Source organism: Pseudomonas sp. TE4620 (assembly GCF_056279045.1).
This window is the reverse complement of sequence record NZ_JBWBQO010000001.1, coordinates 759,468-780,847: the sequence shown is the minus strand read 5'-3', so window position 1 is coordinate 780,847 and position 21,380 is coordinate 759,468. Positions and strand designations below refer to the sequence as shown.

At 63.5% G+C, this 21,380-nt stretch carries 24 protein-coding genes; 17 read left to right on the top strand and 7 right to left on the bottom strand.

Annotation, left to right across the window (positions count from 1 at the left end):
- The first annotated feature begins 1 nt into the window (after position 1).
- From ACZ9A3_RS03750 to ada, 3 genes are all read left to right on the top strand, one after another.
- A complete protein-coding gene (locus tag ACZ9A3_RS03750) occupies positions 2-1,345 on the top strand; it encodes an aminotransferase-like domain-containing protein (protein ID WP_476252154.1) in 1,344 nt (447 codons plus the stop codon).
- Positions 1,345-1,974 carry a DNA-3-methyladenine glycosylase family protein gene (locus ACZ9A3_RS03745; RefSeq protein WP_093386074.1) on the top strand — a complete coding sequence of 210 codons (630 nt, stop codon included), beginning with the start codon at positions 1,345-1,347 and terminating at the stop codon, positions 1,972-1,974. Before ACZ9A3_RS03750 ends, ACZ9A3_RS03745 begins: the two co-directional genes overlap by 1 nt.
- A gap of 76 nt (positions 1,975-2,050) precedes the next feature.
- Positions 2,051-3,112 (top strand): bifunctional DNA-binding transcriptional regulator/O6-methylguanine-DNA methyltransferase Ada, encoded by a 1,062-nt coding sequence (gene ada / locus ACZ9A3_RS03740; RefSeq protein WP_093386079.1) that lies wholly within the window; start codon positions 2,051-2,053, stop codon positions 3,110-3,112.
- A 6-nt stretch (positions 3,113-3,118) separates the two neighbouring features.
- Here the strand turns inward: ada and ACZ9A3_RS03735 are convergent, their stop codons facing one another.
- Together ACZ9A3_RS03735 and ACZ9A3_RS03730 are read right to left on the bottom strand one after the other, a co-directional pair.
- Positions 3,119-3,748: a lytic polysaccharide monooxygenase auxiliary activity family 9 protein gene (locus ACZ9A3_RS03735; RefSeq protein ID WP_093386084.1), complete on the bottom strand. Its 630-nt coding sequence runs from the start codon at positions 3,746-3,748 to the stop codon at positions 3,119-3,121.
- A 99-nt stretch (positions 3,749-3,847) separates the two neighbouring features.
- Positions 3,848-4,105 (bottom strand): DUF2790 domain-containing protein, encoded by a 258-nt coding sequence (locus ACZ9A3_RS03730; protein ID WP_045193430.1) that lies wholly within the window; start codon positions 4,103-4,105, stop codon positions 3,848-3,850.
- 366 nt (positions 4,106-4,471) lie between these two features.
- Between ACZ9A3_RS03730 and ACZ9A3_RS03725 the strand changes: the two genes are divergently transcribed.
- The gene (locus tag ACZ9A3_RS03725; protein ID WP_093386089.1) at positions 4,472-4,843 is read left to right on the top strand and encodes a GNAT family N-acetyltransferase; all 372 of its coding nucleotides are present in this window, start codon (positions 4,472-4,474) and stop codon (positions 4,841-4,843) included.
- On the opposite strand, the gene def is transcribed toward ACZ9A3_RS03725, so the two are convergent.
- From def to ACZ9A3_RS03710, 3 genes are all read right to left on the bottom strand, one after another.
- Positions 4,795-5,334, bottom strand: coding sequence for a peptide deformylase (gene def, locus ACZ9A3_RS03720; RefSeq protein ID WP_093386093.1), 540 nt, complete (start codon positions 5,332-5,334; stop codon positions 4,795-4,797). The genes ACZ9A3_RS03725 and def overlap by 49 nt on opposite strands.
- Positions 5,324-6,310 (bottom strand): YihY/virulence factor BrkB family protein, encoded by a 987-nt coding sequence (locus ACZ9A3_RS03715; protein ID WP_093386097.1) that lies wholly within the window; start codon positions 6,308-6,310, stop codon positions 5,324-5,326. The genes def and ACZ9A3_RS03715 overlap by 11 nt, the downstream gene beginning before the upstream one ends.
- Before the next feature lie 166 nt (positions 6,311-6,476).
- On the bottom strand, positions 6,477-6,656 hold the full coding sequence (locus tag ACZ9A3_RS03710) for a CsbD family protein (protein WP_476252153.1): 180 nt from the start codon (positions 6,654-6,656) through the stop codon (positions 6,477-6,479).
- Between the two features lie 206 nt (positions 6,657-6,862).
- Between ACZ9A3_RS03710 and ACZ9A3_RS03705 the strand changes: the two genes are divergently transcribed.
- Positions 6,863-7,243 carry a hypothetical protein gene (locus ACZ9A3_RS03705; protein WP_038996550.1) on the top strand — a complete coding sequence of 127 codons (381 nt, stop codon included), beginning with the start codon at positions 6,863-6,865 and terminating at the stop codon, positions 7,241-7,243.
- On the opposite strand, the gene ACZ9A3_RS03700 is transcribed toward ACZ9A3_RS03705, so the two are convergent.
- Positions 7,244-8,080 carry a CvfB family protein gene (locus tag ACZ9A3_RS03700; RefSeq protein ID WP_045193436.1) on the bottom strand — a complete coding sequence of 279 codons (837 nt, stop codon included), beginning with the start codon at positions 8,078-8,080 and terminating at the stop codon, positions 7,244-7,246.
- A 145-nt stretch (positions 8,081-8,225) separates the two neighbouring features.
- Between ACZ9A3_RS03700 and ACZ9A3_RS03695 the strand changes: the two genes are divergently transcribed.
- On the top strand, positions 8,226-9,095 hold the full coding sequence (locus tag ACZ9A3_RS03695) for a DUF6279 family lipoprotein (protein WP_093386102.1): 870 nt from the start codon (positions 8,226-8,228) through the stop codon (positions 9,093-9,095).
- Between the two features lie 167 nt (positions 9,096-9,262).
- Here ACZ9A3_RS03695 and aceK read toward each other — a convergent pair whose 3' ends face one another.
- Positions 9,263-10,984, bottom strand: coding sequence for a bifunctional isocitrate dehydrogenase kinase/phosphatase (gene aceK / locus ACZ9A3_RS03690; protein WP_045193438.1), 1,722 nt, complete (start codon positions 10,982-10,984; stop codon positions 9,263-9,265).
- Positions 10,985-11,170: 186 nt separating this feature from the next.
- On the opposite strand from aceK, the gene ACZ9A3_RS03685 reads away from it, so the two are divergent.
- The 11 genes from ACZ9A3_RS03685 (at position 11,171) to ACZ9A3_RS03635 (ending at position 21,377) form a co-directional block, all read left to right on the top strand.
- Positions 11,171-12,055, top strand: coding sequence for a DMT family transporter (locus ACZ9A3_RS03685; protein ID WP_123565889.1), 885 nt, complete (start codon positions 11,171-11,173; stop codon positions 12,053-12,055).
- 334 nt (positions 12,056-12,389) lie between these two features.
- Positions 12,390-13,226 (top strand): ABC transporter ATP-binding protein, encoded by an 837-nt coding sequence (locus tag ACZ9A3_RS03680; RefSeq protein WP_045193440.1) that lies wholly within the window; start codon positions 12,390-12,392, stop codon positions 13,224-13,226.
- Positions 13,227-13,265: 39 nt separating this feature from the next.
- Positions 13,266-14,264 (top strand): ABC transporter substrate-binding protein, encoded by a 999-nt coding sequence (locus ACZ9A3_RS03675; RefSeq protein ID WP_476252152.1) that lies wholly within the window; start codon positions 13,266-13,268, stop codon positions 14,262-14,264.
- 29 nt (positions 14,265-14,293) lie between these two features.
- Positions 14,294-15,070: an ABC transporter permease gene (locus tag ACZ9A3_RS03670; RefSeq protein ID WP_045193442.1), complete on the top strand. Its 777-nt coding sequence runs from the start codon at positions 14,294-14,296 to the stop codon at positions 15,068-15,070.
- Positions 15,070-15,834, top strand: coding sequence for an SDR family oxidoreductase (locus ACZ9A3_RS03665; RefSeq protein ID WP_093387658.1), 765 nt, complete (start codon positions 15,070-15,072; stop codon positions 15,832-15,834). Before ACZ9A3_RS03670 ends, ACZ9A3_RS03665 begins: the two co-directional genes overlap by 1 nt.
- Positions 15,835-15,848: 14 nt before the next feature.
- The gene (locus ACZ9A3_RS03660) at positions 15,849-16,388 is read left to right on the top strand and encodes a cupin domain-containing protein (protein ID WP_093386119.1); all 540 of its coding nucleotides are present in this window, start codon (positions 15,849-15,851) and stop codon (positions 16,386-16,388) included.
- Positions 16,389-16,392: 4 nt separating this feature from the next.
- A complete protein-coding gene (locus ACZ9A3_RS03655; protein ID WP_045193444.1) occupies positions 16,393-17,262 on the top strand; it encodes an alpha/beta fold hydrolase in 870 nt (289 codons plus the stop codon).
- Positions 17,259-18,086: an IclR family transcriptional regulator gene (locus ACZ9A3_RS03650; RefSeq protein WP_045193445.1), complete on the top strand. Its 828-nt coding sequence runs from the start codon at positions 17,259-17,261 to the stop codon at positions 18,084-18,086. Before ACZ9A3_RS03655 ends, ACZ9A3_RS03650 begins: the two co-directional genes overlap by 4 nt.
- A 1-nt stretch (position 18,087) precedes the next feature.
- Complete coding sequence (locus ACZ9A3_RS03645; protein ID WP_093386124.1) at positions 18,088-18,888, top strand: SDR family oxidoreductase; 801 nt, start codon at positions 18,088-18,090, stop codon at positions 18,886-18,888.
- Positions 18,881-20,563, top strand: a complete 1,683-nt coding sequence (locus ACZ9A3_RS03640; protein WP_476252151.1) for a thiamine pyrophosphate-binding protein — start codon at positions 18,881-18,883, stop codon at positions 20,561-20,563. Before ACZ9A3_RS03645 ends, ACZ9A3_RS03640 begins: the two co-directional genes overlap by 8 nt.
- Positions 20,564-20,573: 10 nt before the next feature.
- Complete coding sequence (locus ACZ9A3_RS03635) at positions 20,574-21,377, top strand: aspartate dehydrogenase (protein ID WP_045193450.1); 804 nt, start codon at positions 20,574-20,576, stop codon at positions 21,375-21,377.
- Positions 21,378-21,380: the final 3 nt, after the last annotated feature.

The window sequence follows — 21,380 nt, the reverse complement described above, 5'->3', positions numbered from 1 at the left end:
AATGTGGACCCCTACCCTCTGCGACGATGCCCAGCCGCGCTACCTGGCCCTGGTCGATGCAATAGCCATTGCCATCGAACGCGGCGAGCTGAAAGTCGGCGAACGCCTGCCGCCACAACGGCGCCTGGCCTGGAACCTGGGGCTCAACCCGAGCACCACCCAGCAGGCCTACCGTGAGGCGGCGGCACGCCATTTGGTTTCCGGTGAAGTCGGCCGTGGCACCTATGTGCTGGCTGGCAGCAAGGAGGCCACGCTGTTTCGCCTCAAGCAACGCGACGTGCAATCGAGCCTGATCGACCTGTCGACCAACGTGCCGGTGATCGAGCCGGCCAACCGCGACAGCGAAAACACTTTGCAGGCGCTGCTTGAGCAGGGGCTGGCGGCTTGCCTGGATCACTACCTGAGCGCCGAAGAGTTGCTGCGCGCTCGCGTGCACGGCGCCGCCTGGCTGGCCAACCGCGGTTTGCAATTGAACGAGCGGCAATTGCTGCTGTGCGGCGGCGCCCAGCAGGGTTTGTTCACGGTGTTGCTGTCGCTGTGCCAGCCGGGTGAAACAGTGCTGGTCGAGGCCCTTACCGCCCCCGGCATCAAGGCCGCCTGCCGGCAATTGCGCCTGCCGTTGCATGGCATCGCCCTGGACGATCAGGGCATTGTTGCCGACGACCTCGACCGGATCGCCAGGGCCACCGGCGCGCGGGTCATGGTCCTGACCCCGAGCCTGCACAACCCAACGGGTGCGTGCATGAGCAGCGCCCGCCAGCAGGCGATTGCCGAGGTGGTCGAGCGCCATGACCTGCTGGTGATCGAAGATGATGTCTACGGCGCGCTCACCGACCAACCACCGCTATGGCGAATGCTCGGTGAGCGCGGCCTGTTGATCAGCAGCCTGTCGAAAACTGTGGGCGCCGGCCTGCGCCTGGGCTGGATTGTGGCTGACCCGCTAGTGTTGGAACAGATTGATCCGCATGCCCAGGCCACTCACTGGCAGGTGTCGCCGCTGAACCTGCAGATCGCCTGCCGCTGGATCGCCGATGGCACCGCACAAAGGCGCCTGGCCTGGCAGCGCGAGGAAATCACCCAGCGCTGGCGCCTGGCGTGCAAGGTGCTCAGTGGCCACCTGCTAAATAGCCGCCTGCCGTCGCCGCACATCTGGGTCAAGGCCGGGCTCAGCGCCGCGCGCTTGGCCGAGGCCTGCCGGGCCCATGGCGTGGCGGTGGTGCCAGGCGAGGTGTTCGCGGTAAAACAGCATGAGCTGGCGGCAATCCGTATCAGCCTGTCGGCCGCTGGCAGCCGCGCCGAACTCAAGCAGGCGCTGGAACAAGTGGCCAAGGCACTGGAAGCCTGATGAGCACGCACGCGTTCTATACCGAGGCACAAACCTGCCTCGCCGCACTCGACCCACAGTGGGCTGCGCACATCGAGGCGATTGGCCCGTGCCTGCACCAGCCCAAACCCACCCGTGACCCGTATCAGGCACTGGTGCGGGCTATCGCCTATCAGCAACTGCATGCCAAGGCCGGCGATGCGATCCTCGCGCGCTTTCTGGCGCTCTACCCGGGCAGCGCCTTTCCCAGCCCCGAGCAGGTGTTGGCGACCACCCCGGAGCAATTGCGCGCCTGCGGCTTTTCAGCGAGCAAACTGGCAACCATCCAGGGCATCGCACGGGCGCGCCTCGACGGCCTGGTGCCGGACTATCAGCAGGCTCTGATGCTTGAAGACGAGGCACTGATCGAACGCCTGGTGAGCCTGCGTGGCGTGGGCCGCTGGACCGTCGAGATGTTGCTGATCTACACCCTGGAGCGCATGGACATCCTGCCGGCCGACGACTTCGGCGTGCGCGAGGGCTACCGCCGCTTGCAGGGCCTGCAAGGGCAACCGACACGCCGGCAGATGATCGACCTGGGCAAGCACTGGAGCCCCTACCGGACCGTGGCCGCCTGGTACCTGTGGCGAGTGCCGGCCACTCGAGTTTGAACGCAAGACCCGGAGTTTTTCCGCAGCGCCAAAGCCGTAGCCTGAACCCATCGATCAACGCCAGGAGCACCCCGTCATGAGTACAGGCAAACCACGGATCAGCGAATCCGACCCACGCTGGCAGGCCATTCTGGCCCGCGACCCGGCCGCTGACCAGGCCTTCGTCTATGCCGTGCGCACCACCGGCGTGTACTGCCGGGCGAGCAGTAGCTCGCGCCTGCCGCGCATCGACAACGTCGAATTTTTCGACAGCGCCGAACAAGCCGAAGCCGCCGGGTACCGGCCAAGCAAGCGCCGCGGCGCCGACCAGACCCACGTTGCCGAACAGCACCGGGCCCAGGTCACCCGCGCCTGCGCTTTGATCGAAAACGCCGACCCGGCGCCGAGCCTGAACCAGCTGGCCGAGCAATTGAACCTGAGCCCTTTCCACTTTCACCGGGTGTTCAAGGCCGTGACCGGGCTGACGCCCAAGGCCTATGCCTCGGCCCACCGCGCGCACAAGGTACGCACGCAGTTGCAGCGGGCGGCAACGGTGACCGATGCCCTGTACGAGGCCGGGTTCAATTCCAACAGCCGCTTCTACGAATCGAGCAACGCGCGCCTGGGCATGACCCCGGGGGCCTATCGCGACGGCGGTGCCAACACTAAAATCCGCTTTGCCATCGGCCAGTGCTCCTTGGGGGCAATTCTGGTGGCGCAGAGTGAACGGGGGATTTGCGCAATACTGCTCGGTGACGATCCGCAGGCGCTGCTCAATGACCTGCAGGACAAATTCCCCAAGGCCAACCTGATCGGCGGCGACGCCGGGTTCGAAACCCTGGTGGCGAGGGTCGTGGGCTTTATCGAAGCGCCGGGCATCGGCCTGGACCTGCCGCTGGACCTGCGCGGCACGGCGTTCCAGGAGCGAGTCTGGCAGGCGCTGCGGGCGATCCCGGCTGGCAGTACAGCCAGTTATGCCGAGATCGCTCAGCGCATCGGCTCTCCCAGGGCGGTGCGCGCGGTGGCCCAGGCTTGCGCGGCCAATGCCCTGGCTGTGGCCATCCCGTGTCACCGGGTGGTGCGCAGCGACGGCAACCTCTCGGGTTACCGCTGGGGCGTGGAGCGCAAGCGTGAGCTGCTGGCGCGCGAGAGCCAGTGAGGCGGGTTACTGGAAGTTGACGTCGAAAGCCTGGTAAAAGGCGTTGCCGGTGTCAGCGACCAGCCACAGCAGCACGATTACGTGATGGCCTTTTTTGTTGGCCGGTAGCTTGACCTCGTGCTCGACCTTGGCCACGAGTTTGTCCGTATGGGCCCAGCGCGGCACATAGGGATAAATGTCATCGGCAAAGGGCGTGGTTTCAAGTTGCGCGCGGGTGATGCGCTTACTCTCGTCCCAGCCATCCTTGGTAATAAACCAGCGATAACCGCGGGTGAGGTGTGGCGCCGTGTAAGTCCACTCGACCTTGAAGTTTTGCCCTGGTGTCACGTTCAGCAATGGCCATTTAAATTCATGGCCGAGCTTGGCGCTCATTTCAGCATTGGTAAAGTTGACACAATCACGCTTATCCTGCCGACCGCCACTGAGGATATAGCCGTCTGCCGGGGGTACTGTACTTTGTACATCGTCTTGATAAGGCGCAGGTACGGGGCCGGCGACCGTGTCTGGAAAGTTCTTGCCGCCTTCCATTTCATTGACCTCGGACACCCCCAACAACTTCAGCTCAATCGCCGTGGAACCGCGACTGGCAGGGGTAATCACTCGACCGTGACGCAGAATCTTTTCAGGGCTGTTCATTGCAATCACTCCATGTGAGATAAGAAAACCTGTCCACCCTGGACCCGTTTGACCCTAGCTCAAGCCCTGCAATGCGCAACCCAGAGGCGCCGAACGGTATCAGCCGTTGCTGCAGCCGTCGCCCATGGCGCGGTATTCGATGATGTGGCGCTGACCTTGGTGGTCTTCGTAGGTCATGGTTGCCGGTACCACTTCACAGACATTGGGAATGGTCGACAGGCTGATGACCTTGGCGATATCCAGGTTGGTGCTGTAGTCGTACTGCTCGACAACCGGTTGCGCCGCGGCGGTATTGATTTCATCCGCCAGGGCGAACGAAGAAACAGCAACCAGGGCAACTGCAATTAAACGTTTCATGATAATAGGCCTGCAAAGCAATCAAACTAATCGATTGACTTCATTTGCCAATAAGGGCGCGGAGAAGTTGTTATATCAAGCGATGGGACATAACACGAAGACCCGACCCCACTACAACTTATTCTGTGGGATGTGGTTAGTTTACAAGGTACTTCAGGCCGTTAAATCACGAAGCCGGACAATCACTGTTACCGCTTGTGCAACAATAACCCCGAGGCAAGCCCCTCGACATTAATTGCCTTGCGGTGTAAAAGCCCGGGGTAGAGCCATTGCCAGATCAAACCTGTGACCCGTTTACGCTACTGCCCATTGCTTGCGCCCGAGCGGCCCTTGCTGAATAAATTCTATCGAAACCACGGCTCGCCCATGCGCGCAGCGGCCCAGGGTCGACTTTGGGTGGCCCGAGCCGAGGAAATCGTCGCCGCCTTGTGCCTGAGTGAAGTGCCCGGCGGCCATTGGCTGACCGGCTTGTTCGTTGCCCCCGCCTGGCGCGGCCAACAGCTCGCCGGGCGCTTGATCGACGCGGCGCTGGCTGAGTTGCAAGGCAATATCTGGCTGTTCTGTCACCCGGACCTGGCAAGCTTCTACGCCCACCAGGCCTTCACCAGCACCGACGCCCTGCCTGCGCCACTGGCCGAGCGCCTGCAGCGCTACCAGCAAAGCAAGCCGCTGCTGGCGATGGTGCGGGTTCAGTCGTCGCTGGCCGGGTCCAGCCCGGGGAACAGCACCTCGGTATAGCCGAAGCGGCTGAAGTCGTGAATGCGCGAGGGGTACAGGCGGCCGATCAGGTGATCGCACTCATGCTGCACCACCCGCGCATGAAAGCCTTCGGCGTTGCGCACGATGGGCTGGCCCTGGGGGTCGACGCCTTCGTAGCGAATCCGCTGGTAGCGTGGCACCACGCCACGCAGGCCCGGCACCGACAGGCAGCCTTCCCAGCCATCCTCGACCTCGGTGCCCAAGGGCGTGATCAGCGGGTTGAGCAAAATGGTTCGCGGCACCGCCTCGGCATCCGGGTAGCGCTCGCTGCGCTCGAAGCCGAAGATCACCAGTTGCAGGTCGATGCCGATCTGCGGCGCGGCCAGGCCAACGCCGCCGACATGCTCCATGGTTTCGAACATGTCGGCGATCAGCCGCTCAAGCTCGGCGCTGCCGATCATGTGCGCCGGCACCGGCGGGGCGATGCGCAACAAGCGCTCATCGCCCATTTTCAGGATGTCATGAATCATGCTGGCTTCGACTCAGGGGTTCGCTGGCAGGCGTGGTTTCATGATCGAGGGAGTGATCACGGCCCAGCCCGGATACATGCTTTTTATCATGCTCAGGGGCCACGCCATCAAAGTCTTTTTCGCCAGGGTCCTTGCCTTCCTCGGACATATGCTCGATCACCGCGTTCATCTCCGCGCCCAGTAGCAGTACGGCAGCAGAAATGTAGAAGTACAACAGCAGGACAATGATCGCACCGATACTGCCGTACATGGCGTTGTAGTCGGCGAAGGTCTTGACGTAATAACCAAAGCCCAACGAGGCGATGATCCACACCACCACCGCCAGCACCGAACCCGGGGTAATGAAGCGAAACTTCTGCTTCACATCGGGCATCACGTAATAGATCAGCGCCACCGCGACCATCATCAGAATGATGATCGCCGGCCAGCGCAGCACCGTCCACAAGGTGACGATGAACTCCTGCATGCCGATCTGCGCGGCAATCCATTCCATCACCTGCGGCCCCAGCACCATCAGCGCGGCGGCCGCCAGAAGCATGCCGGCGATACCGACGGTGTAGATCACCGACAGCGGAATGCGCTTCCACACTGGGCGCCCTTCGACCACATCATATGCGGCGTTCATGGCGCTCATCATCAGCCGCACGCCGGCTGAAGCGGTCCACAGGGCAATGACGATACCCACCGAGAGCAAGCCGCCCTTGGACTGCTGCAACTGGTCGATCACCGGGTTGACCTGCTCCAGCGCCTGGGGCGGCAACACCAGTTCCGACTGCAGGCGCAGCCAGGAGAAGAAGTCGGGCAAATGCAGGAAACCGATCAGGGCGATCAAAAACAGCAGGAAGGGGAACAGCGAGAACAGCATCTGGTAGGCCAGCGCCGAGGCATAGGTGGACATCTCGTCATCGAGAAATTCCTTGACCGTGCGCACCAGCACACGGTGCAACGGCAAGCCGCGCAGGTCGGGAAAAATCATAGCGTCTCCTTTCGCCGCTCGAGGTTCATGGGCGGGCTCCTCACACACTCATCTGACAGGTACGTCCTGAAGTCTAATCGACGATCGCCTCAAAGTTGCGATTGATTGCTGCAGATAGCACAACGGCCACCCGAGGATGGCCGTCGTCCCGCCCTGCTCACAGGGTTCAAGGCTTCTTCACGGCATCCTTGACCTTGCCGACCACTTGCTGGGCTTCGCCTTTGCGCTCCTGCAGTTCGCCTTCGGCGCGCAGACGATCATTGTCGGTCACTTTGCCGACACCTTGCTTGATGCTGCCAACAGCCTCATTGGCCATGCCTTTGACTTTATCTTTAGTGCCACTCATGGGAGTTCTCCTGAAGGGGAAATAACACGCTGTCAGAGTCGACAGTCTGTGGACCCGTGGCCGCTTGCGAGAGTTTCAATTATTTTCGGCGGCCGCCTGTCGAGCGCGCAGGGGCAATAGAGAGGCCAGCGAGCAACGTCGCTTTATGTTTCATCGCGTTGCCAGCACAATAAGCGACCTTTCAAGCGTCACCCGTAGGAACCTGCATGAAACTCGACAAGCCCACCGCCATCGCCCGCCGCAACCAGGAACTGGAACGCCCCGTGCTCAACAGCGACAACACCCTGTTTGCCGTGCTCGACACCAAGCGCAGCCTGTGGTGGTTCGATGTGCCGGTGAAACTGCTGCGCAAGGGCCAGCCCGACTGGGTCAACCTGCTGCTGCACACCCCCGAAACCGACGAGCTGCAGCATTTGAAGGTGCCGGTGAACTACCTGCAGGCCCATCAGGAAAAAATGGAAGTGCGCCACCCGGGCAAGCGTCGCTCGACCATCAGCCTGGCGCTGAGCGCCGATCGCGACTCGCTGCTCAAAGACCTGCGCCCAGGCGGTGAGAACCTGAGCTTTGCAGGCTTCAAGCAGGTCTGATCAAGCCAGTTCGATGCGGTCGGCGTGGATGACGATACGGCCATCCTTGTACAAGGCACCGATGGCCTTCTTGAAGTTGCCCTTGCTGACCCCGAACAGATCGCTGATCAACTGCGGGTCGCTCTTGTCGCTGACCGGCAGCACGCCGTTGGCGTCCTTGAGCTTGGCGAGGATCTTGTCGTGCAGGCTGTTGGCCAGGTCCTGGCCGATGGGCTGCAGGCTCAGGGCAATCTTGCCGTCGCTGCGCAGCTCTTTGATGTAGCCCTTCTCCTGCTTGCCCGAACGCAGGAACTTGAACACCTCGTTCTTGTGAATCAGGCCCCAGTGCTTGTTGTTGATGATCGCCTTGAAGCCCATCGGGGTTTCTTCGACCACCAGCAAATCAACCTCCTGGCCGACCTTATAGTTGGCCGGCACCTTGTCCAGGTAGCGGTCCAGGCGCGCGGTTGCAGTGATGCGGCGGGTGCGCTTGTCGAGGTAGGCATGCACCACGCAGTACTCGCCGGCCTTCATCTGGCGCTTTTCTTCGGAGTACGGCATCAGCAGGTCTTTGGGCAGGCCCCAATCGAGGAAGATGCCGATGCTGTTGATTTCCTTGACCTTGAGGCTGGCGAAGTCGCCGACCTGCAACTTGGTCTTTTCCGTGGTGGCGATCAGCTTGTCTTCGCTGTCGAGGTAGATGAAGACGTTCAGCCAGTCTTCGACCTCGGTGGGCGTGTCCTTGGGGATGTAACGGTTGGGCAGCAGGATTTCGCCGTCCGCCCCGCCGTCCAGGTACAGACCGAAGTCTGTGTGCTTGACCACTTGCAAAGTGTTGTAACGCCCAACTAAAGCCATTTCCGGAAATCCTCGTTGCGAGCGGGGCATTCTACACCTCACGCGGCGATTGCGCCCGGTCGCCGATGACGGCCTGTCAGCAAAATGAACCGCACAGGCCAGCCCTGTTCTATAAAGACAAGCAAGCCTTCGCAAGGATTCGCTCATGTACGCCTGCCTGTCCAAGTACCTGCGCACCGTTCTGTTGCTGGTGATATCGGCCTTGCTGGTGGTCGCCTGCAACCGTATCGACCTGGCCTACCGCAACCTCGACATGCTGGTGCCCTGGTCGCTCAACGACTACCTGAGCATGAATCGCCAGCAAAAAACCTGGCTCAATGAACGGCTCAAACAGCAACTGGCCTGGCATTGCCGCACGCAACTGCCCGGCTACCTGACCTGGATCGACGAAATTCAGGCGATGGTCGCCCGCAATGCGATAACCGACCAGCAGTTGCAGGTACGCACTGAAGAAGCCCGGCAGGCGATTGCCAAGGTCGCCGACCAGATCACTCCGTCGGCCGCCGAACTGTTGCGCAGCATGGATGACGAGCAAGTGCGGGAAATGCGCGAAGCCTTTGCTGACGACATTCGCGAACGCCAGGCCAAATACGTCAATACCCCACTGGCGCGGCAGATCGAACGCCGTGCCGAGCGTATGGAAAAACGCTTGAGCACCTGGCTGGGCGAGCTCAGCCCGCAGCAAAAACTTCGAGTCATGACCTGGTCCCAGGGACTGGGCGAGCAGAACCGCCAGTGGATCGCCAACCGCGCCCATTGGCAGGCACAGTTCAGCGCAGCCATGGACCAGCGCCACAGCGACAGCTTCGAGCCACGCCTGGAGATCCTCCTGAAAAAGCGCGAAAGCCTGTGGACCCCGGAGTACCGGATCGCCTTCCAGCGCACCGAGCAGGAGGCGCGGCGCTTGTTGGTGGATGTGATGGCGCAGAGCAGCGAACAACAGCGCCAGCACCTGGAGCAGAAGCTTGCGCAGGTGCGCCAGAGTTTCAGTGAGTTGAAGTGCTTGAAGGGGTAGCGGCCGCATTCAACGGTAGGAGCGGGCTTGACCCGCGATGAGGCCAGTACAGCCAGCAAACCAGGAGTTGCCTGGCATACGACCGCTACGCGCTCGATCGCGGGGCAAGCCCGCTCCCACAGATTCACCCTCATTCCTGTGGGAGCGGGCTTGACCCGCGATGTTGTTCAGCCTTCCCGGCACTTGCGCCGGTACGGGAACACATCGATCACTTTGCCGCCGCGGATCGCCGCCTGCAGGCTCTTCCAGTAGTCGGCGTCGTACAACTCGCCGTGCAGCTGGTTGAACAACCGGCGCTGGCCGCTATCGGCGAACAGAAACGGTGGAAACTCCTCGGGGAACACGTCCAGCGGGCCGATCGAGTACCAGGGCTCTGAGGCCATTTCATCCTCCGGCGTGCGCGGCGGCGGGATATAGCGGAAGTTGACCTCGGTCAGAAAGCAGATTTCGTCGTAGTCGTAGAACACCACCCGCCCGTGCCGGGTAACGCCAAAGTTCTTCAGCAGCATGTCACCGGGGAAGATGTTCGCCGCCGCCAGTTGCTTGATGGCCAGGCCGTAGTCTTCCAGGGCCTCGCGTACCTGGGCGTCGTTGGCGTTTTCCAGGTAGAGGTTGAGCGGGGTCATGCGCCGCTCGGTCCAGCAGTGGCGGATCAGCACGGTGTCGCCGTGCACTTCAACGGTAGACGGCGCCACTTCCAGCAGTTCGGCCAGGCACTCGGGCTCGAACTTGCTCAAGGGGAAACGAAAATCGGAGAACTCCTGGGTATCGGCCATGCGCCCGACGCGGTCGACGCTTTTTACCAGCCGGTACTTTTCGATCACCGTGGCGCGGTCGACGTTCTTCGACGGCGAGAAGCGGTCCTTGATGATCTTGAATACGGTGTTGAAGCCCGGCAGGGTAAACACGCTCATGACCATGCCACGCACGCCCGGGGCCATGATGAAGCGGTCATCGGTGCCGGCCAGGTGGTTGATCAGCGCCCGGTAGAACTCCGACTTGCCGTGTTTGTAGAAGCCGATCGAGGTGTACAGCTCGGCGATGTGCTTGCCCGGCAGGATGCGCTTGAGAAAGCCGACGAACTCGGCCGGCACCGGTACATCGACCATGAAGTAGGAACGGGTGAAGGAGAAGATGATCGACACCTCGGCTTCATCGGTGATCAGCGCGTCGACCTCGATGCCGTGGCCCTCGCGGTGCAGCAGCGGGATCACCAGCGGCCATTGCTCGTCCTGGGTGTACAGGCGCCCGACCAGGTAGGCGCCCTTGTTGCGGTACAACACCGAGGAAAACAGCTCGACTGCCAGGGCCGGGTCTTTGCAGACCCAGTCCGGCAGGTTCTCGCGCAGTTGCCCCTCGAGGCGTGCCAAGTCGCCGGCAAGGTCCGCATACGGCACATCGAAGCGGTAGTCGGCAAACACCTGCGCCAGCAATGCGCTCAAGCCGCTTTGTGGCCGATAGGTGCGGGTTTGCGCTGCCCGCTCGTGGCTGCGCAGCGAGGGCCGGGTGGTGTGGATGAACATGCAGCCATCGCTGATCAGGTCATGGCTGAACAGGCTGCAGAAGATCGAGTTGTACCAGGTCTCGGACAGTTCATCGTCCAGGCGCGGGTCGATCAGGCCTATATAAGCACTTTTGACCAGCGGCCACAGCGCGACGTCGAGCAGCACCTCGCCCTCGAAGCCCTGGCGCAGCCAGCCGCTGACCTCGCTGACTTTTTCCTCATACAGATTGATGCGCGCCGCCGAGGCGCTCTGGGTCTGTTGCCACTGGGCCTGCTCGAATCGCTCGCGGGCGCCGTCGGTGATCTGGCGGAAATGCTCGCGGTAATCGTCGAAGCCATCGAGGATCATCCGGGCGATATCGGCGGCCGGCCATTGCTGGGGCATACGTCAGACCTCTGCGGGAATGTCAAAGCCTGAGCTTAGCCAGTCGCCACGGGCAGGGAAAGCCTGTTGGCGCGGCTGTATCGGCCAAACTCGCCGGGTGCTGAATTCAAGCGCAAGAAAGGGAGAGAGCGCAGGCTGCGATGTAACGTAAACTCGCGCCCTGCCCCAAAGGACCCGGAGAGCCCCATGAGCCCCATCGCCATATCCCGCCTGTTGATTCTTGCTGCTGTCTGGGGGGCGAGCTTTCTGTTCATGCGCATCATCGCGCCGGTGCTCGGCACCCTGCCGACGGCGTTTTTCCGCGTCTCCATCGCCTGCCTCGGCCTGCTGGTGATTCTCGCCCTGCTGCGGGTGCGCTGGGACTTCAATGGCAAGCTCAAGGCCTGCCTGGTGCTGGGCATGATCAACTCGGGGATACCCGCCACCCTTTATTCAGTGGCCGCCCAGGTGCTGCCGGCCGGCTACTCGGCGATCTTCAATGCCACCACGCCGCTGATGGGCGTGCTGATTGGCGCGTTGTTGTTCCGTGAACCGATGACCCTGGCCAAGCTCAGCGGCATCTTCCTCGGCCTGTTCGGGGTTGGCATTCTCAGTGGCGCGGGGCCGGTGGCGTTCGACGCCAAGCTGTTGCAAGGCGCCCTCTCGTGCCTGGCGGCGACCGCGTGCTACGGCCTGGCCGGCTTTCTCGCCCGGCGCTGGCTCGACCAGCAAGGCGGCCTCGACAGCCGCCTGTCGGCGCTGGGCAGCATGATGGGCGCAACCTTGCTGCTGTTACCACTGTTTGGCTACAGCGTGCTCACCCAGCCGCCGGCAAGCTGGGGTGGCTGGCAGGTGTGGGCGTCGTTGCTGGGCCTGGGGCTGGTGTGCACCGCCTTTGCCTACATCCTGTATTTCCGCCTGATCAGCGAGATCGGCCCGGTCAAATCCAGCACCGTGACCTTCATGATCCCGGCCTTCGGTGTGCTGTGGGGCGCCTGGCTGCTGGACGAGCCGCTGTCGATGGCGCACCTGTACGGCGGGTTGTTGATTGCCGTGGCGTTGTGGCTGGTGCTCAAGCCAGCTCGCGCCTGACAGGTTAATGCTTGTTCCTGTGGGAGCTGCCAAGCCAGCTTCCACAGTTTCTGGTTTCACCCCTGAAACCAGCCCTTCACTCGCGTTACCGAAAAAAGCCTCTTTTCATTGCACCCGCCATTGCCACGCGCAGTTGTTGTGCAATTTCGTGCCATATAGAAAACCTTGTTTCATATATAAAACAAACAAGTTTTCCTGTTAATCCAATAACTCACTAATAAATAAGCACTTTTCAAATAAAACAGGGCCAATACACATTTGGCATTGTTCATGCACTAAACCGCGTATCACCTATAAAACAGACCAGAGAGCTTCCCCAATGGCTGTGAAAGAGATGTACGCAATCCCCTCTCAATGGAATACGCCGCACTCCAAGGAAGACCTGGAGCCGACCGAAATCGAATTTCGCAATGTCGGTAAATGCTTCCCGGCCAAGGGCAAGGCCGAGGCGCCCTTTGCCATTCGCGAGGTGAACTTCAAGATCCGCCGCGGCGAGGTGGTGTCGATCATCGGCCCGTCCGGTTGCGGCAAAAGCACCATCCTCAACATGGGCTCGGGCCTCTACCGCCCCAGCGAAGGCGAAGTTTTCGTCGGTGGCGAAGCGGTGGTCGGGCCGGTGCGCAAGGTCGCCTTCATGCTGCAGAAGGATCTTTTGATGCCCTGGCGCAGCATCCGCCGCAACGTCGAGCTGGGCCTGGAAATCCAGGGCATGCCCGCCGCCAAGCGCCAGCCGATTGCCGAAGATCTGCTCAATCGCTGCCACCTGCAAGGCTTTGCCGACCACTACCCGTTCCAGCTGTCGGGCGGCATGCGCCAGCGCGCCGCCCTGGCCCGGACCCTGGCCATCGACCCGCAGGTGCTGTTCCTCGACGAGCCGTTCTCGGCCCTCGATGCGCAGACCAAGATGATCCTGCAACAGGACCTGGCGCGGATGCTGTTCGAAGAAAAGAAAACCGCGCTGTTCATCACCCATGACCTGGTCGAGGCGATTGCCATGTCCGACCGCCTGCTGGTGATGAGCGCCCGCCCCGGCACCATCATCGAAGAAATCACTGTCGACCTGCCGTTTCGCGACAACCCGCTGGAGCGCCGCAAGCTGCCGGAAATCGGCCCGCTGGCCGGGCGCCTGATGGAACTGCTGAAAGTCGGCGAAGACACCGAACTGCATTGATCAACGGCCACCGGCCCATCAACCGATTCAGGAGTACGCATGTTCAAGTCCCTGCAACGCCTGGCACAGGCTTCAGTCATCGCCCTGGGCCTTGGCCTGGCGCTCAGCGCCCAGGCAGAGCCGACCAAGGTCACCTACCTGCTGCCCGCGCCGCCCAACTCGCCGGCTTTTGCGCCGTGGATCATCGCCAAGGAAAAGGGCTACTACCGTGCCAGGGACCTGGACCTGACCTTCATCGCCACCAAGGGCGGAGTCGATGTCGCCAAGCAGATCGGTGCCGGCAACGCCATGCTCGGCGGCGCCATCGGTGACACCCCGATCGTGGTCCGCGCCAACGGCATTCCAGTGCGTGCGGTGGCGGTGCTCGGTGCCGGCGGGGTGACCATGATCGCCACCAACGCCGGCGAGAACATCCAGTCGATCAAGGACCTCAAGGGCAAGACCCTGACCGTGATGTCCTACTCCGACACCACCTACTACGCCCTGCTCGCCTCGCTGCGCAAGGCCGGCCTGAACAAGACCGACGTCGATATCCAGGCCGCCGGCCCCTCGGGGGTGTGGCAGCTGTTTTCAGCCAACAAGGCCCAGGCCATGGCCGGGGTGCCGGACTGGGTGGTGAATGCCGAAGAGGCCGGGCTGAAGATCAGCCTGATTCCGCAGAGCGAAATCTTCGAGAGCATGGCCCAGGCGATCCTCGCCTCGGACGACGCCATCAACAACCAGCCGCAGGTGGTCGGCGGCGTGGTCCAGGCCACCCTGCAGGGCATGCGCGACATCATCCAGGACCCGAAAGCCGCCGCCGCCACCTTCGCCAAGGCCGTGCCGGCCTACGCCGGCAAGGAAGCGGCGCTGGAGAAAACCTTGCGCCTGTATGTCGAGCACGTCTACGCCAACCAGACCGTGCTCGGGCGCATCGACCCGGCGCGCCTGGACGCAGTGCGCAAGTTCTACGTCAGCGAAGGCATCGTCGCCAAGGAACCCAAGCTCGACGAGCTCTACAGCAACCAGTTCATCGAAACCACCACGGCCGCGCAATAAGCCTGGATGCATAACAAGGTATTAGCCCGATGAGAAACCTCAACACCTCCGTGCTCGGCAGCGTCGCCCTGCTGATCCTGTTCCTGCTGCTCTGGCAGTGGGGCCCCGGCCTGCTCGGCATGCCCGAGTTCGTCATGCCGCAACTGAGCCGCGTGGCCCAGGAAAGCCTGGTGATGTGGCAGTCCAGCGGCCTGCTGCAGCACACCCTGATCACCGCCTTCGAGATCATCGTCGGCTTTGGCCTCGGCGCCCTGCTGGGCGTGGCCATCGGCGTGTCGCTGGGCCTGTCGCCGTCGGCCGAGGCCATGCTCTCGCCGTACATCCTGGCCCTGCAGATCGCCCCGAAAGTCGCCTTCGCGCCGCTGTTCGTGATGTGGCTGGGCTACACCATCTACCCGAAGATCCTCATCGCCATCCTCATCGTGTTCTTCCCGGTGATGATCAACGTGCTCTCGGCAATCCGTACCGTTGACCCGGACATGATCAACCTGGTGCGCACCATGAACGCCAGCCGCTGGCAGATCTTCCGCCTGGTGGAGTTCCCCTCGGCCATGGCCGCGCTGTTCTCGGGCCTGCGCATCGCCTCGACCCTGGCGGTGATCGGCGTCACCGTCGGCGAACTGGTCGGCGGCAACCAGGGCCTGGGCTTCCTGTTGGTCGACGCTGAAGGCCAGGGCAACACCGCCGGGGTCTTCGTCGCCATCGTCATGCTCACCCTGATTGGCGTGCTGGCCTACGGCGCGGTGGTCTGGGCCGAGAAACGCGTCCTGCACTACCTGCCCAAAGCCATGCTGAGTACCCAATGATGAACCCATTCAAAACCATGCTTGAAGGCCGCCGCGTGCTGGTCACCGGTGGCGCCCGTGGCCTGGGCTATGCCTTCGCCCAGGCCATCGGCCAGGCCGGTGCCCGCGTGGTGATCGCCGATATTCTCCAGGAGCGCGTGCTGCAGGCCGCCTGCGAGCTGCGCGAGCAAGGCTTGCAGGTGACCGGCGTGACCCTCGACCTGGGCAACCCGGAGTCGATCACTGCCTGCGTCGCCGAGACAGTTGCCGAGCTCGGCGGCCTCGACGGCCTGGTCAACAACGCCTCGATCACCAACTCCGGCGGCAAGACCTGCGAGCAACTGGACATCGACACCTGGGACCAGGTCATGCAGGTAAACGTGCGCGGCACCTGGCTAATGACCCGCGCCTGCCTGCCGGCCCTGCGCGCCAGCGCCAAGGGCGCGGTGATCAACCTGGCCTCCGACACCCCGCTGTGGGGCGCACCGAACCTGCTGGCGTATGTCGCCAGCAAGGGCGCGATCATCGCCATGACCCGCAGCCTGGCCCGTGAACTTGGCACTGACAACATCACCGTCAATGCCATCGCCCCCGGCCTGGTGCTGGTCGAGGCCACCGCCTATGTGCCCGAGGCGCGCCACCGCCTGTACACCGAACAACGGGCGCTTCAGCGCCCGCAACTGCCAGAAGACGTCAGTGGCGCCGTGCTGTTTGCCCTGTCCGACCTGTCGCGTTTCATCACTGGACAAACCCTGCCGGTCAACGGCGGGTTCGTCATGCCTTGAGCAAGGAGAAACCCATGACCGACCTATCCGTACAAAACGCCACCGCGAAAACCTGGGAACAACCCGCAGGCTCGGACCTCGCTGGCTGGATGCAGACCCGCATCGCCCGCTACCAAACCCGCAAGTACGACTGGGACGCGCTGAAGTTCCAGGCCGACTTTGACCCCAAGTTCCGCCGCGCGCAAATGCGCTACGTCGGCACCGGCGGCACCGGGGTCAACAGCGACATGAACACCATCCCCTCGGAGCACTTCACCTTCTCGACCATGGTCATCCCCGCCGGTCATGAAGGCCCGCCGCATATCCATACCGACGTCGAGGAAGTGTTCTTCGTGTTGCGCGGCAAGCTCAAGGTGATCATCGAGAAAGACGGCGAGCGCTTCGAAACTGTGCTCACCGACCGCGACCTGATTTCGGTACCGCCGGGCGTGTACCGCGAAGAGATCAACATCGGCGATGAAGACGCGCTGATGTGCGTGATGCTCGGCGCGAAAAAGCCGGTGACCCCGACCTACCCGCCAGCGCACCCGCTGGCCTCGATCAAGCGCGGTTAAGCCGATGTTGCACGCCACCGACCACTCGCTCGCCGGCCTTGCGGCCCAGTTGCAGCAGCGCTTCCCCCAGCGCCTGGTGCAACTGGCAAGCGGCGCCCAGGCGATCCGCGAAGCCGGGCACGGGCCGGCCATCGTGCTGTTGCATGGCATTGGCTCGGGCGCCGCGTCCTGGCTGCAGGTGGCGCTGCAACTGAGCCAGCACGCCCGGGTGATTGCCTGGGATGCACCGGGCTACGGCGACTCAAGCCCGCTGGCCAAGCCTGCGCCGCAGGCGGTGGACTATGCCCGGCGCCTGCGGCATTTGCTCGATGCGCTGCAGATTGACGACTGCCTGCTGGTCGGCCATTCCCTCGGTGCCCTCAGCGCCGCGGCCCTGGCCCAGCAGCAGCCGCAACGGGTGCGGCGCCTGGTGCTGATCAGCCCGGCTCGCGGCTATGGCGACCCGGCCCGTGCCGAGCAGGCGCAACAGGTGCGCAACCAGCGCCTGCACAACCTTGAGCAACTGGGCATCGCCCAGATGGCCAACCAGCGCAGCGCACACATGCTCTCGCCAGCGGCCAGCAGCGAAGCCCGCGCCTGGGTGCAATGGAACATGGCGCGGCTGCTGCCCCAGGGCTATCGCCAGGCCATCGAGTTGCTGTGTGGCGATGACCTGCTGCGCTACGCCGCCCTGGCCGTGCCGTGCGAAGTGCATTGCGGCGCCGCTGACAGCATCACCCGCCCCGAGGACTGCCAGGCCCTGGCCAAGGCCCTGGGGGCAGCGTTCGCGTTGATTGCCGAGGCCGGCCACGCCAGCCCGATCGAACAACCCGAGGCCGTGGCAACGCTGCTTGCCCGGGCCCTCGAAGAATCCCTGACAGGTACTGCGCTATGAATGATTCGGATCTGTTGAAAGACAACCAGGACAAGTACATCGTCCCCGGCCTTGAGCGCGGCCTGTTGCTGCTCTGTGAATTCAGCCGGCAAAACCGCACCCTCACCGCGCCGGAACTGGCGCGGCGCCTGGAGCTGCCGCGCTCGACCATCTTCCGCCTGTTGACCACCCTGGAAACCATGGGCTTCGTCACCCGCAGCGGCAACGAGTACCGCCTGGGCATGTCAGTACTGCGCCTGGGCTTCGAGTACCTGGCATCGCTGGAGCTGACCGAGCTCGGTCAACCGCTGCTGGCGCGGCTGTGCGATCACCTTAATTACCCGAGCAACCTGGTGGTGCGTGACGGTCGCTCGATCGTCTACGTGGCCAAGGTTTCGCCGCCGTCGGTGTTCTCCAGCGCGGTCAACGTCGGCACCCGCCTGCCGGCCCACGCCACGGTGCTGGGGCGCATCCTCCTTGAAGACCTGAGCCTGGCCGAGCTGCGTGAGCTGTACCCGGAGGAGCACCTGGAACAGCACTCGCCGTGCACACCGAAAACCGTACTGGAGCTGTTTGACCTGGTGCAGAGCGACCGTCAGCGCGGCTATGTCAGCGGCGAAGGTTTTTTCGAATCATCGATCTCGACCATCGCTGCGCCGGTGCGCGATCACAGTGGCCGGGTGGTTGCCGCCATGGGCGTGACCATCCCTACCGTGCAGGTTGCGCACATCAATTTCGACGGCCTGCTTGGCCATGTGCGGGGCAGCGCCGATGAGCTGTCGCGCCTGCTCAACTACACGCCAAACGCTGGCTCCGGCCGCGTCACCGCGCTGATGAGGGACTGACATGAGCAACCTCTATCAACTGCACGGGCGCACCGCCATCGTCACTGGCGGCTCTTCCGGGATTGGCCTGGCCTGTGTCGAGCAACTGCTTGAAGCCGGTGCGGCAGTGGCCTTTTGTGGTCGCGATCAGGACCGCTTGAACAGCGCCGAAGCCCGCCTGCGCGAACGTTTCCCCGATGCGCGTCTGTTGGCTCAAGCCTGTGATGTGCTGGATGCCGCGTCAGTCAACGCATTCGCTGCCGCCAGCCTGGCCGCCCTCGGCCCGGCCCAGGTGCTGATCAACAACGCCGGTCAAGGCCGGGTCTCGACCTTCGCCGACACCACTGATGAAGCCTGGAGCGAAGAGCTGCAGCTGAAATTCTTCTCGGTGATCTACCCGGTGCGCGCCTTCCTCCCCCAACTGCAAGGCCAGGCCGGCGCTTCGATCGTCTGCGTCAACTCGCTGCTGGCCAGCCAGCCGGAGCCGCACATGGTCGCCACCTCGGCAGCACGTGCGGGCCTTAAGAACCTGGTGCGCTCGATGGCCACCGAGTTCGCCGAACAGGGCATCCGGGTCAACGGCATCCTTATCGGCCTGGTCGAATCCGGCCAGTGGCGCCGGCGCTTCGAGGCCCGCGAAGAGCGCGATCTGGACTGGTCGCAATGGACCGCGCAACTGGCGCAACGCAAACACATTCCCCTGGGGCGCCTGGGCCTGCCCAAAGAAGCAGCCCAAGCGATCCTGTTCCTGGCTTCGCCCCTGTCGGCCTACACCACTGGCAGCCATATCGATGTTTCTGGAGGCCTGTCCCGCCATGCGTAATGAAAACACTGTCACCGTTGGCGCTGCCATCACCGCGTTCCTCGAACAATGCGAGGTCAAGGCCGCCTTCGGCGTGATCTCGATCCACAACATGCCGATCCTCGATGCTTTCGCCGTACGTGGCAACATCCGCTTCGTCATGGCCCGTGGCGAAGCCGGCGCGACCAACATGGCCGATGCCTACGCCCGCACCACCGGTGGCCTGGGCGTGTGCCTGACGTCCACCGGCACCGCTGCCGGCAACGCCGCCGGGGCGCTGGTCGAAGCACTGACCGCCGGCACGCCGCTGCTGCACATCACCGGGCAGATCGAAACGCCGTACCTGGATCAGGACTTCGCCTACATCCACGAAGCCCGCGACCAGTTGACCATGCTCAAGGCGGTGTCCAAGGCGGCCTTTCGCGTGCGCAGTGTCGAGACCGCGCTGAGCACCCTCAAGCTCGCCGTGCAGACCGCCCTGACCGCGCCCACCGGCCCGGTCAGCGTCGAGATCCCGATCGATATCCAGTCGACCTTCATCCCCATGCCGAGCGACCTGTCGCCGCTGCCGATCCCGGTTGCCGTGCCGGCGCCGGAAGCCCTCGACCTGGTCGCCGAACGCCTGGCCAGCGCCACCCGCCCGCTACTGTGGCTCGGCGGCGGTGCCCGCCACGCCGGGGCGCAGGTCAAGCGTCTACTGGACATGGGCGTTGGCGTGATCACCTCGACCCAGGGTCGCGGCGTAGTCAACGAAGACGACGAGCGTTGCCTCGGCGCCTTCTCGCAGAACAAGCTGGTCGAAGGTTTCCTGCAAAGCTGCGATGCGCTGGTGGTGGCCGGTTCGCGCCTGCGCAGCAACGAGACCTTCAAGTACGCCCTGAAGCTGCCGCGCACCACCCTGCGCATCGATGCCAACCCGGCCATCGAAGGGCGCAGCTACTCCAGCGAGCTGTTCATCTTCGGCGACTCGGCCCTGGCCCTCGATGGCCTGGCCGACCGCCTTGAAGGCCGCCTGAACATCGACCCGAACTTCATCGGCGAGCTCAAGGCCGTCCGCACGCAATCGCGCGCGCAGCTGGTGGCCGACCTCGGCCCGTACTCGGCGATGGTCGAACAACTGCAGGGGCTGACCGGGCGCAATTTCTCCTGGGTGCGCGACGTGACCCTGTCCAACAGCATCTGGGGCAACCGCCTGCTCAACCTCTACCACCCGCTGGCCGGCGTGCATGCCCTCGGTGGCGGCATCGGCCAAGGGTTGGCCATGGGCATTGGCGCGGCGGTGGCAGCGGCGGAAACCGACCCGCAGCGCAAGGTCTTCGCCCTGGCTGGCGACGGCGGTTTCATCCTCAACCTCGGTGAGCTGGCGACCCTGGTGCAAGAGAAAGCCAATGTGGTGATCCTGCTGATGAACGACCAGCGCTACGGGGTGATCCGCAACATCCAGGACGCCATCTACGGCGCCCGCCACGCCTATGTCGAACTGCACACCCCGGACTACACCAAGCTGGCCGAATCGATCGGCCTGCGCCATGGCCTGGTCAGCGACCTGAAGGACTTCGGCGCGGTGCTGGACAACGCCCTGAGCCAGGGCGGGCCGTTTTTGCTGGAAGTCGACATGCTCAGCGTCGGCGGCTTTGCCACCCAGTTCGCCGGTCCCCCCAACAGCGAAACCAAAGCCCAGAAAGCCACGGCCTGAGGACTTGCGCATGCTCAATATCACCATGATCGGCTGCGGCGCCATTGGCGTCGCGGTGCTGGAACTGCTGGAGAACGATGCGCAGCTGCGCGTCGAGCATGTGATCGCCTCGGCCGGTTCCGAAGCCCTGGTGCAACAGCGCCTGGCCAGCTTCAAGCGCCCGCCACAGGTGCTCACCGCCCTGCCCGCCGACGCCCGCCCGGATTTGCTGGTGGAATGCGCCGGGCACAAGGCAATCGAGGAGCACGTGCTGCCGGCACTGGAGCGCGGCATCGCCTGCCTGATCGTCTCGGTCGGTGCGCTGTCGGAGCTGGGCCTGGTCGAGCGCCTGGAGGCCGCCGCCGCCCGTGGCAACACCCGCATCGAGCTGCTGCCCGGCGCCATCGGCGGCATCGATGCGCTGTCGGCGGCCAAGGTCGGCGGCCTGGATTCGGTCGACTACACCGGGCGCAAACCGGCCAGGGCCTGGAAGAACACCCCGGCCGAAGAGGTTTGCAACCTGGACGCCATCGACCAGGCCACGGTGATCTTCGAAGGCAGCGCCCGCGAAGCTGCGCGCCTGTACCCGAAGAACGCCAACGTCGCCGCCACCTTGTCGCTGGCAGGGCTGGGCCTGGACCGCACGCGAGTGACACTGATTGCCGACCCGCTCAGCGAAGAGAACGTCCACCACTTCGAAGCCCGTGGTGCCTTCGGCGGTTTCGAGATGAGCCTGCGCGGCAAGCCGCTGCAGGCCAACCCGAAAACCTCGGCGCTGACCGTCTACAGCGTGGTCCGTGCCCTGGGCAACCACGCCCATGCTATTTCCATCTAGGGG

What these genes read in the sequence shown, in the direction of transcription:
- ACZ9A3_RS03675 (WP_476252152.1), top strand. Translation starts at nt 13,266, where the DNA reads ATGTTCAAGTCCCTGCAACGCCTGGCACAGGCTTCAGTCATCGCCCTG.
- ACZ9A3_RS03640 (WP_476252151.1), top strand. Translation starts at nt 18,881, where the DNA reads ATGCGTAATGAAAACACTGTCACCGTTGGCGCTGCCATCACCGCGTTC.
- ACZ9A3_RS03635 (WP_045193450.1), top strand. Translation starts at nt 20,574, where the DNA reads ATGCTCAATATCACCATGATCGGCTGCGGCGCCATTGGCGTCGCGGTG.
- ACZ9A3_RS03700 (WP_045193436.1), bottom strand. Translation starts at nt 8,080, where the DNA reads ATGGCTTTAGTTGGGCGTTACAACACTTTGCAAGTGGTCAAGCACACA.
- ACZ9A3_RS03650 (WP_045193445.1), top strand. Translation starts at nt 17,259, where the DNA reads ATGAATGATTCGGATCTGTTGAAAGACAACCAGGACAAGTACATCGTC.
- ACZ9A3_RS03715 (WP_093386097.1), bottom strand. Translation starts at nt 6,310, where the DNA reads ATGATTTTTCCCGACCTGCGCGGCTTGCCGTTGCACCGTGTGCTGGTG.
- ACZ9A3_RS03660 (WP_093386119.1), top strand. Translation starts at nt 15,849, where the DNA reads ATGACCGACCTATCCGTACAAAACGCCACCGCGAAAACCTGGGAACAA.
- aceK (WP_045193438.1), bottom strand. Translation starts at nt 10,984, where the DNA reads ATGCCCCAGCAATGGCCGGCCGCCGATATCGCCCGGATGATCCTCGAT.
- ACZ9A3_RS03725 (WP_093386089.1), top strand. Translation starts at nt 4,472, where the DNA reads ATGCGCGCAGCGGCCCAGGGTCGACTTTGGGTGGCCCGAGCCGAGGAA.
- def (WP_093386093.1), bottom strand. Translation starts at nt 5,334, where the DNA reads ATGATTCATGACATCCTGAAAATGGGCGATGAGCGCTTGTTGCGCATC.
- ACZ9A3_RS03670 (WP_045193442.1), top strand. Translation starts at nt 14,294, where the DNA reads ATGAGAAACCTCAACACCTCCGTGCTCGGCAGCGTCGCCCTGCTGATC.
- ACZ9A3_RS03655 (WP_045193444.1), top strand. Translation starts at nt 16,393, where the DNA reads ATGTTGCACGCCACCGACCACTCGCTCGCCGGCCTTGCGGCCCAGTTG.
- ACZ9A3_RS03750 (WP_476252154.1), top strand. Translation starts at nt 2, where the DNA reads ATGTGGACCCCTACCCTCTGCGACGATGCCCAGCCGCGCTACCTGGCC.
- ACZ9A3_RS03665 (WP_093387658.1), top strand. Translation starts at nt 15,070, where the DNA reads ATGAACCCATTCAAAACCATGCTTGAAGGCCGCCGCGTGCTGGTCACC.
- ACZ9A3_RS03695 (WP_093386102.1), top strand. Translation starts at nt 8,226, where the DNA reads ATGTACGCCTGCCTGTCCAAGTACCTGCGCACCGTTCTGTTGCTGGTG.
- ACZ9A3_RS03745 (WP_093386074.1), top strand. Translation starts at nt 1,345, where the DNA reads ATGAGCACGCACGCGTTCTATACCGAGGCACAAACCTGCCTCGCCGCA.
- ada (WP_093386079.1), top strand. Translation starts at nt 2,051, where the DNA reads ATGAGTACAGGCAAACCACGGATCAGCGAATCCGACCCACGCTGGCAG.
- ACZ9A3_RS03735 (WP_093386084.1), bottom strand. Translation starts at nt 3,748, where the DNA reads ATGAACAGCCCTGAAAAGATTCTGCGTCACGGTCGAGTGATTACCCCT.
- ACZ9A3_RS03685 (WP_123565889.1), top strand. Translation starts at nt 11,171, where the DNA reads ATGAGCCCCATCGCCATATCCCGCCTGTTGATTCTTGCTGCTGTCTGG.
- ACZ9A3_RS03730 (WP_045193430.1), bottom strand. Translation starts at nt 4,105, where the DNA reads ATGAAACGTTTAATTGCAGTTGCCCTGGTTGCTGTTTCTTCGTTCGCC.
- ACZ9A3_RS03710 (WP_476252153.1), bottom strand. Translation starts at nt 6,656, where the DNA reads ATGAGTGGCACTAAAGATAAAGTCAAAGGCATGGCCAATGAGGCTGTT.
- ACZ9A3_RS03705 (WP_038996550.1), top strand. Translation starts at nt 6,863, where the DNA reads ATGAAACTCGACAAGCCCACCGCCATCGCCCGCCGCAACCAGGAACTG.
- ACZ9A3_RS03680 (WP_045193440.1), top strand. Translation starts at nt 12,390, where the DNA reads ATGTACGCAATCCCCTCTCAATGGAATACGCCGCACTCCAAGGAAGAC.
- ACZ9A3_RS03645 (WP_093386124.1), top strand. Translation starts at nt 18,088, where the DNA reads ATGAGCAACCTCTATCAACTGCACGGGCGCACCGCCATCGTCACTGGC.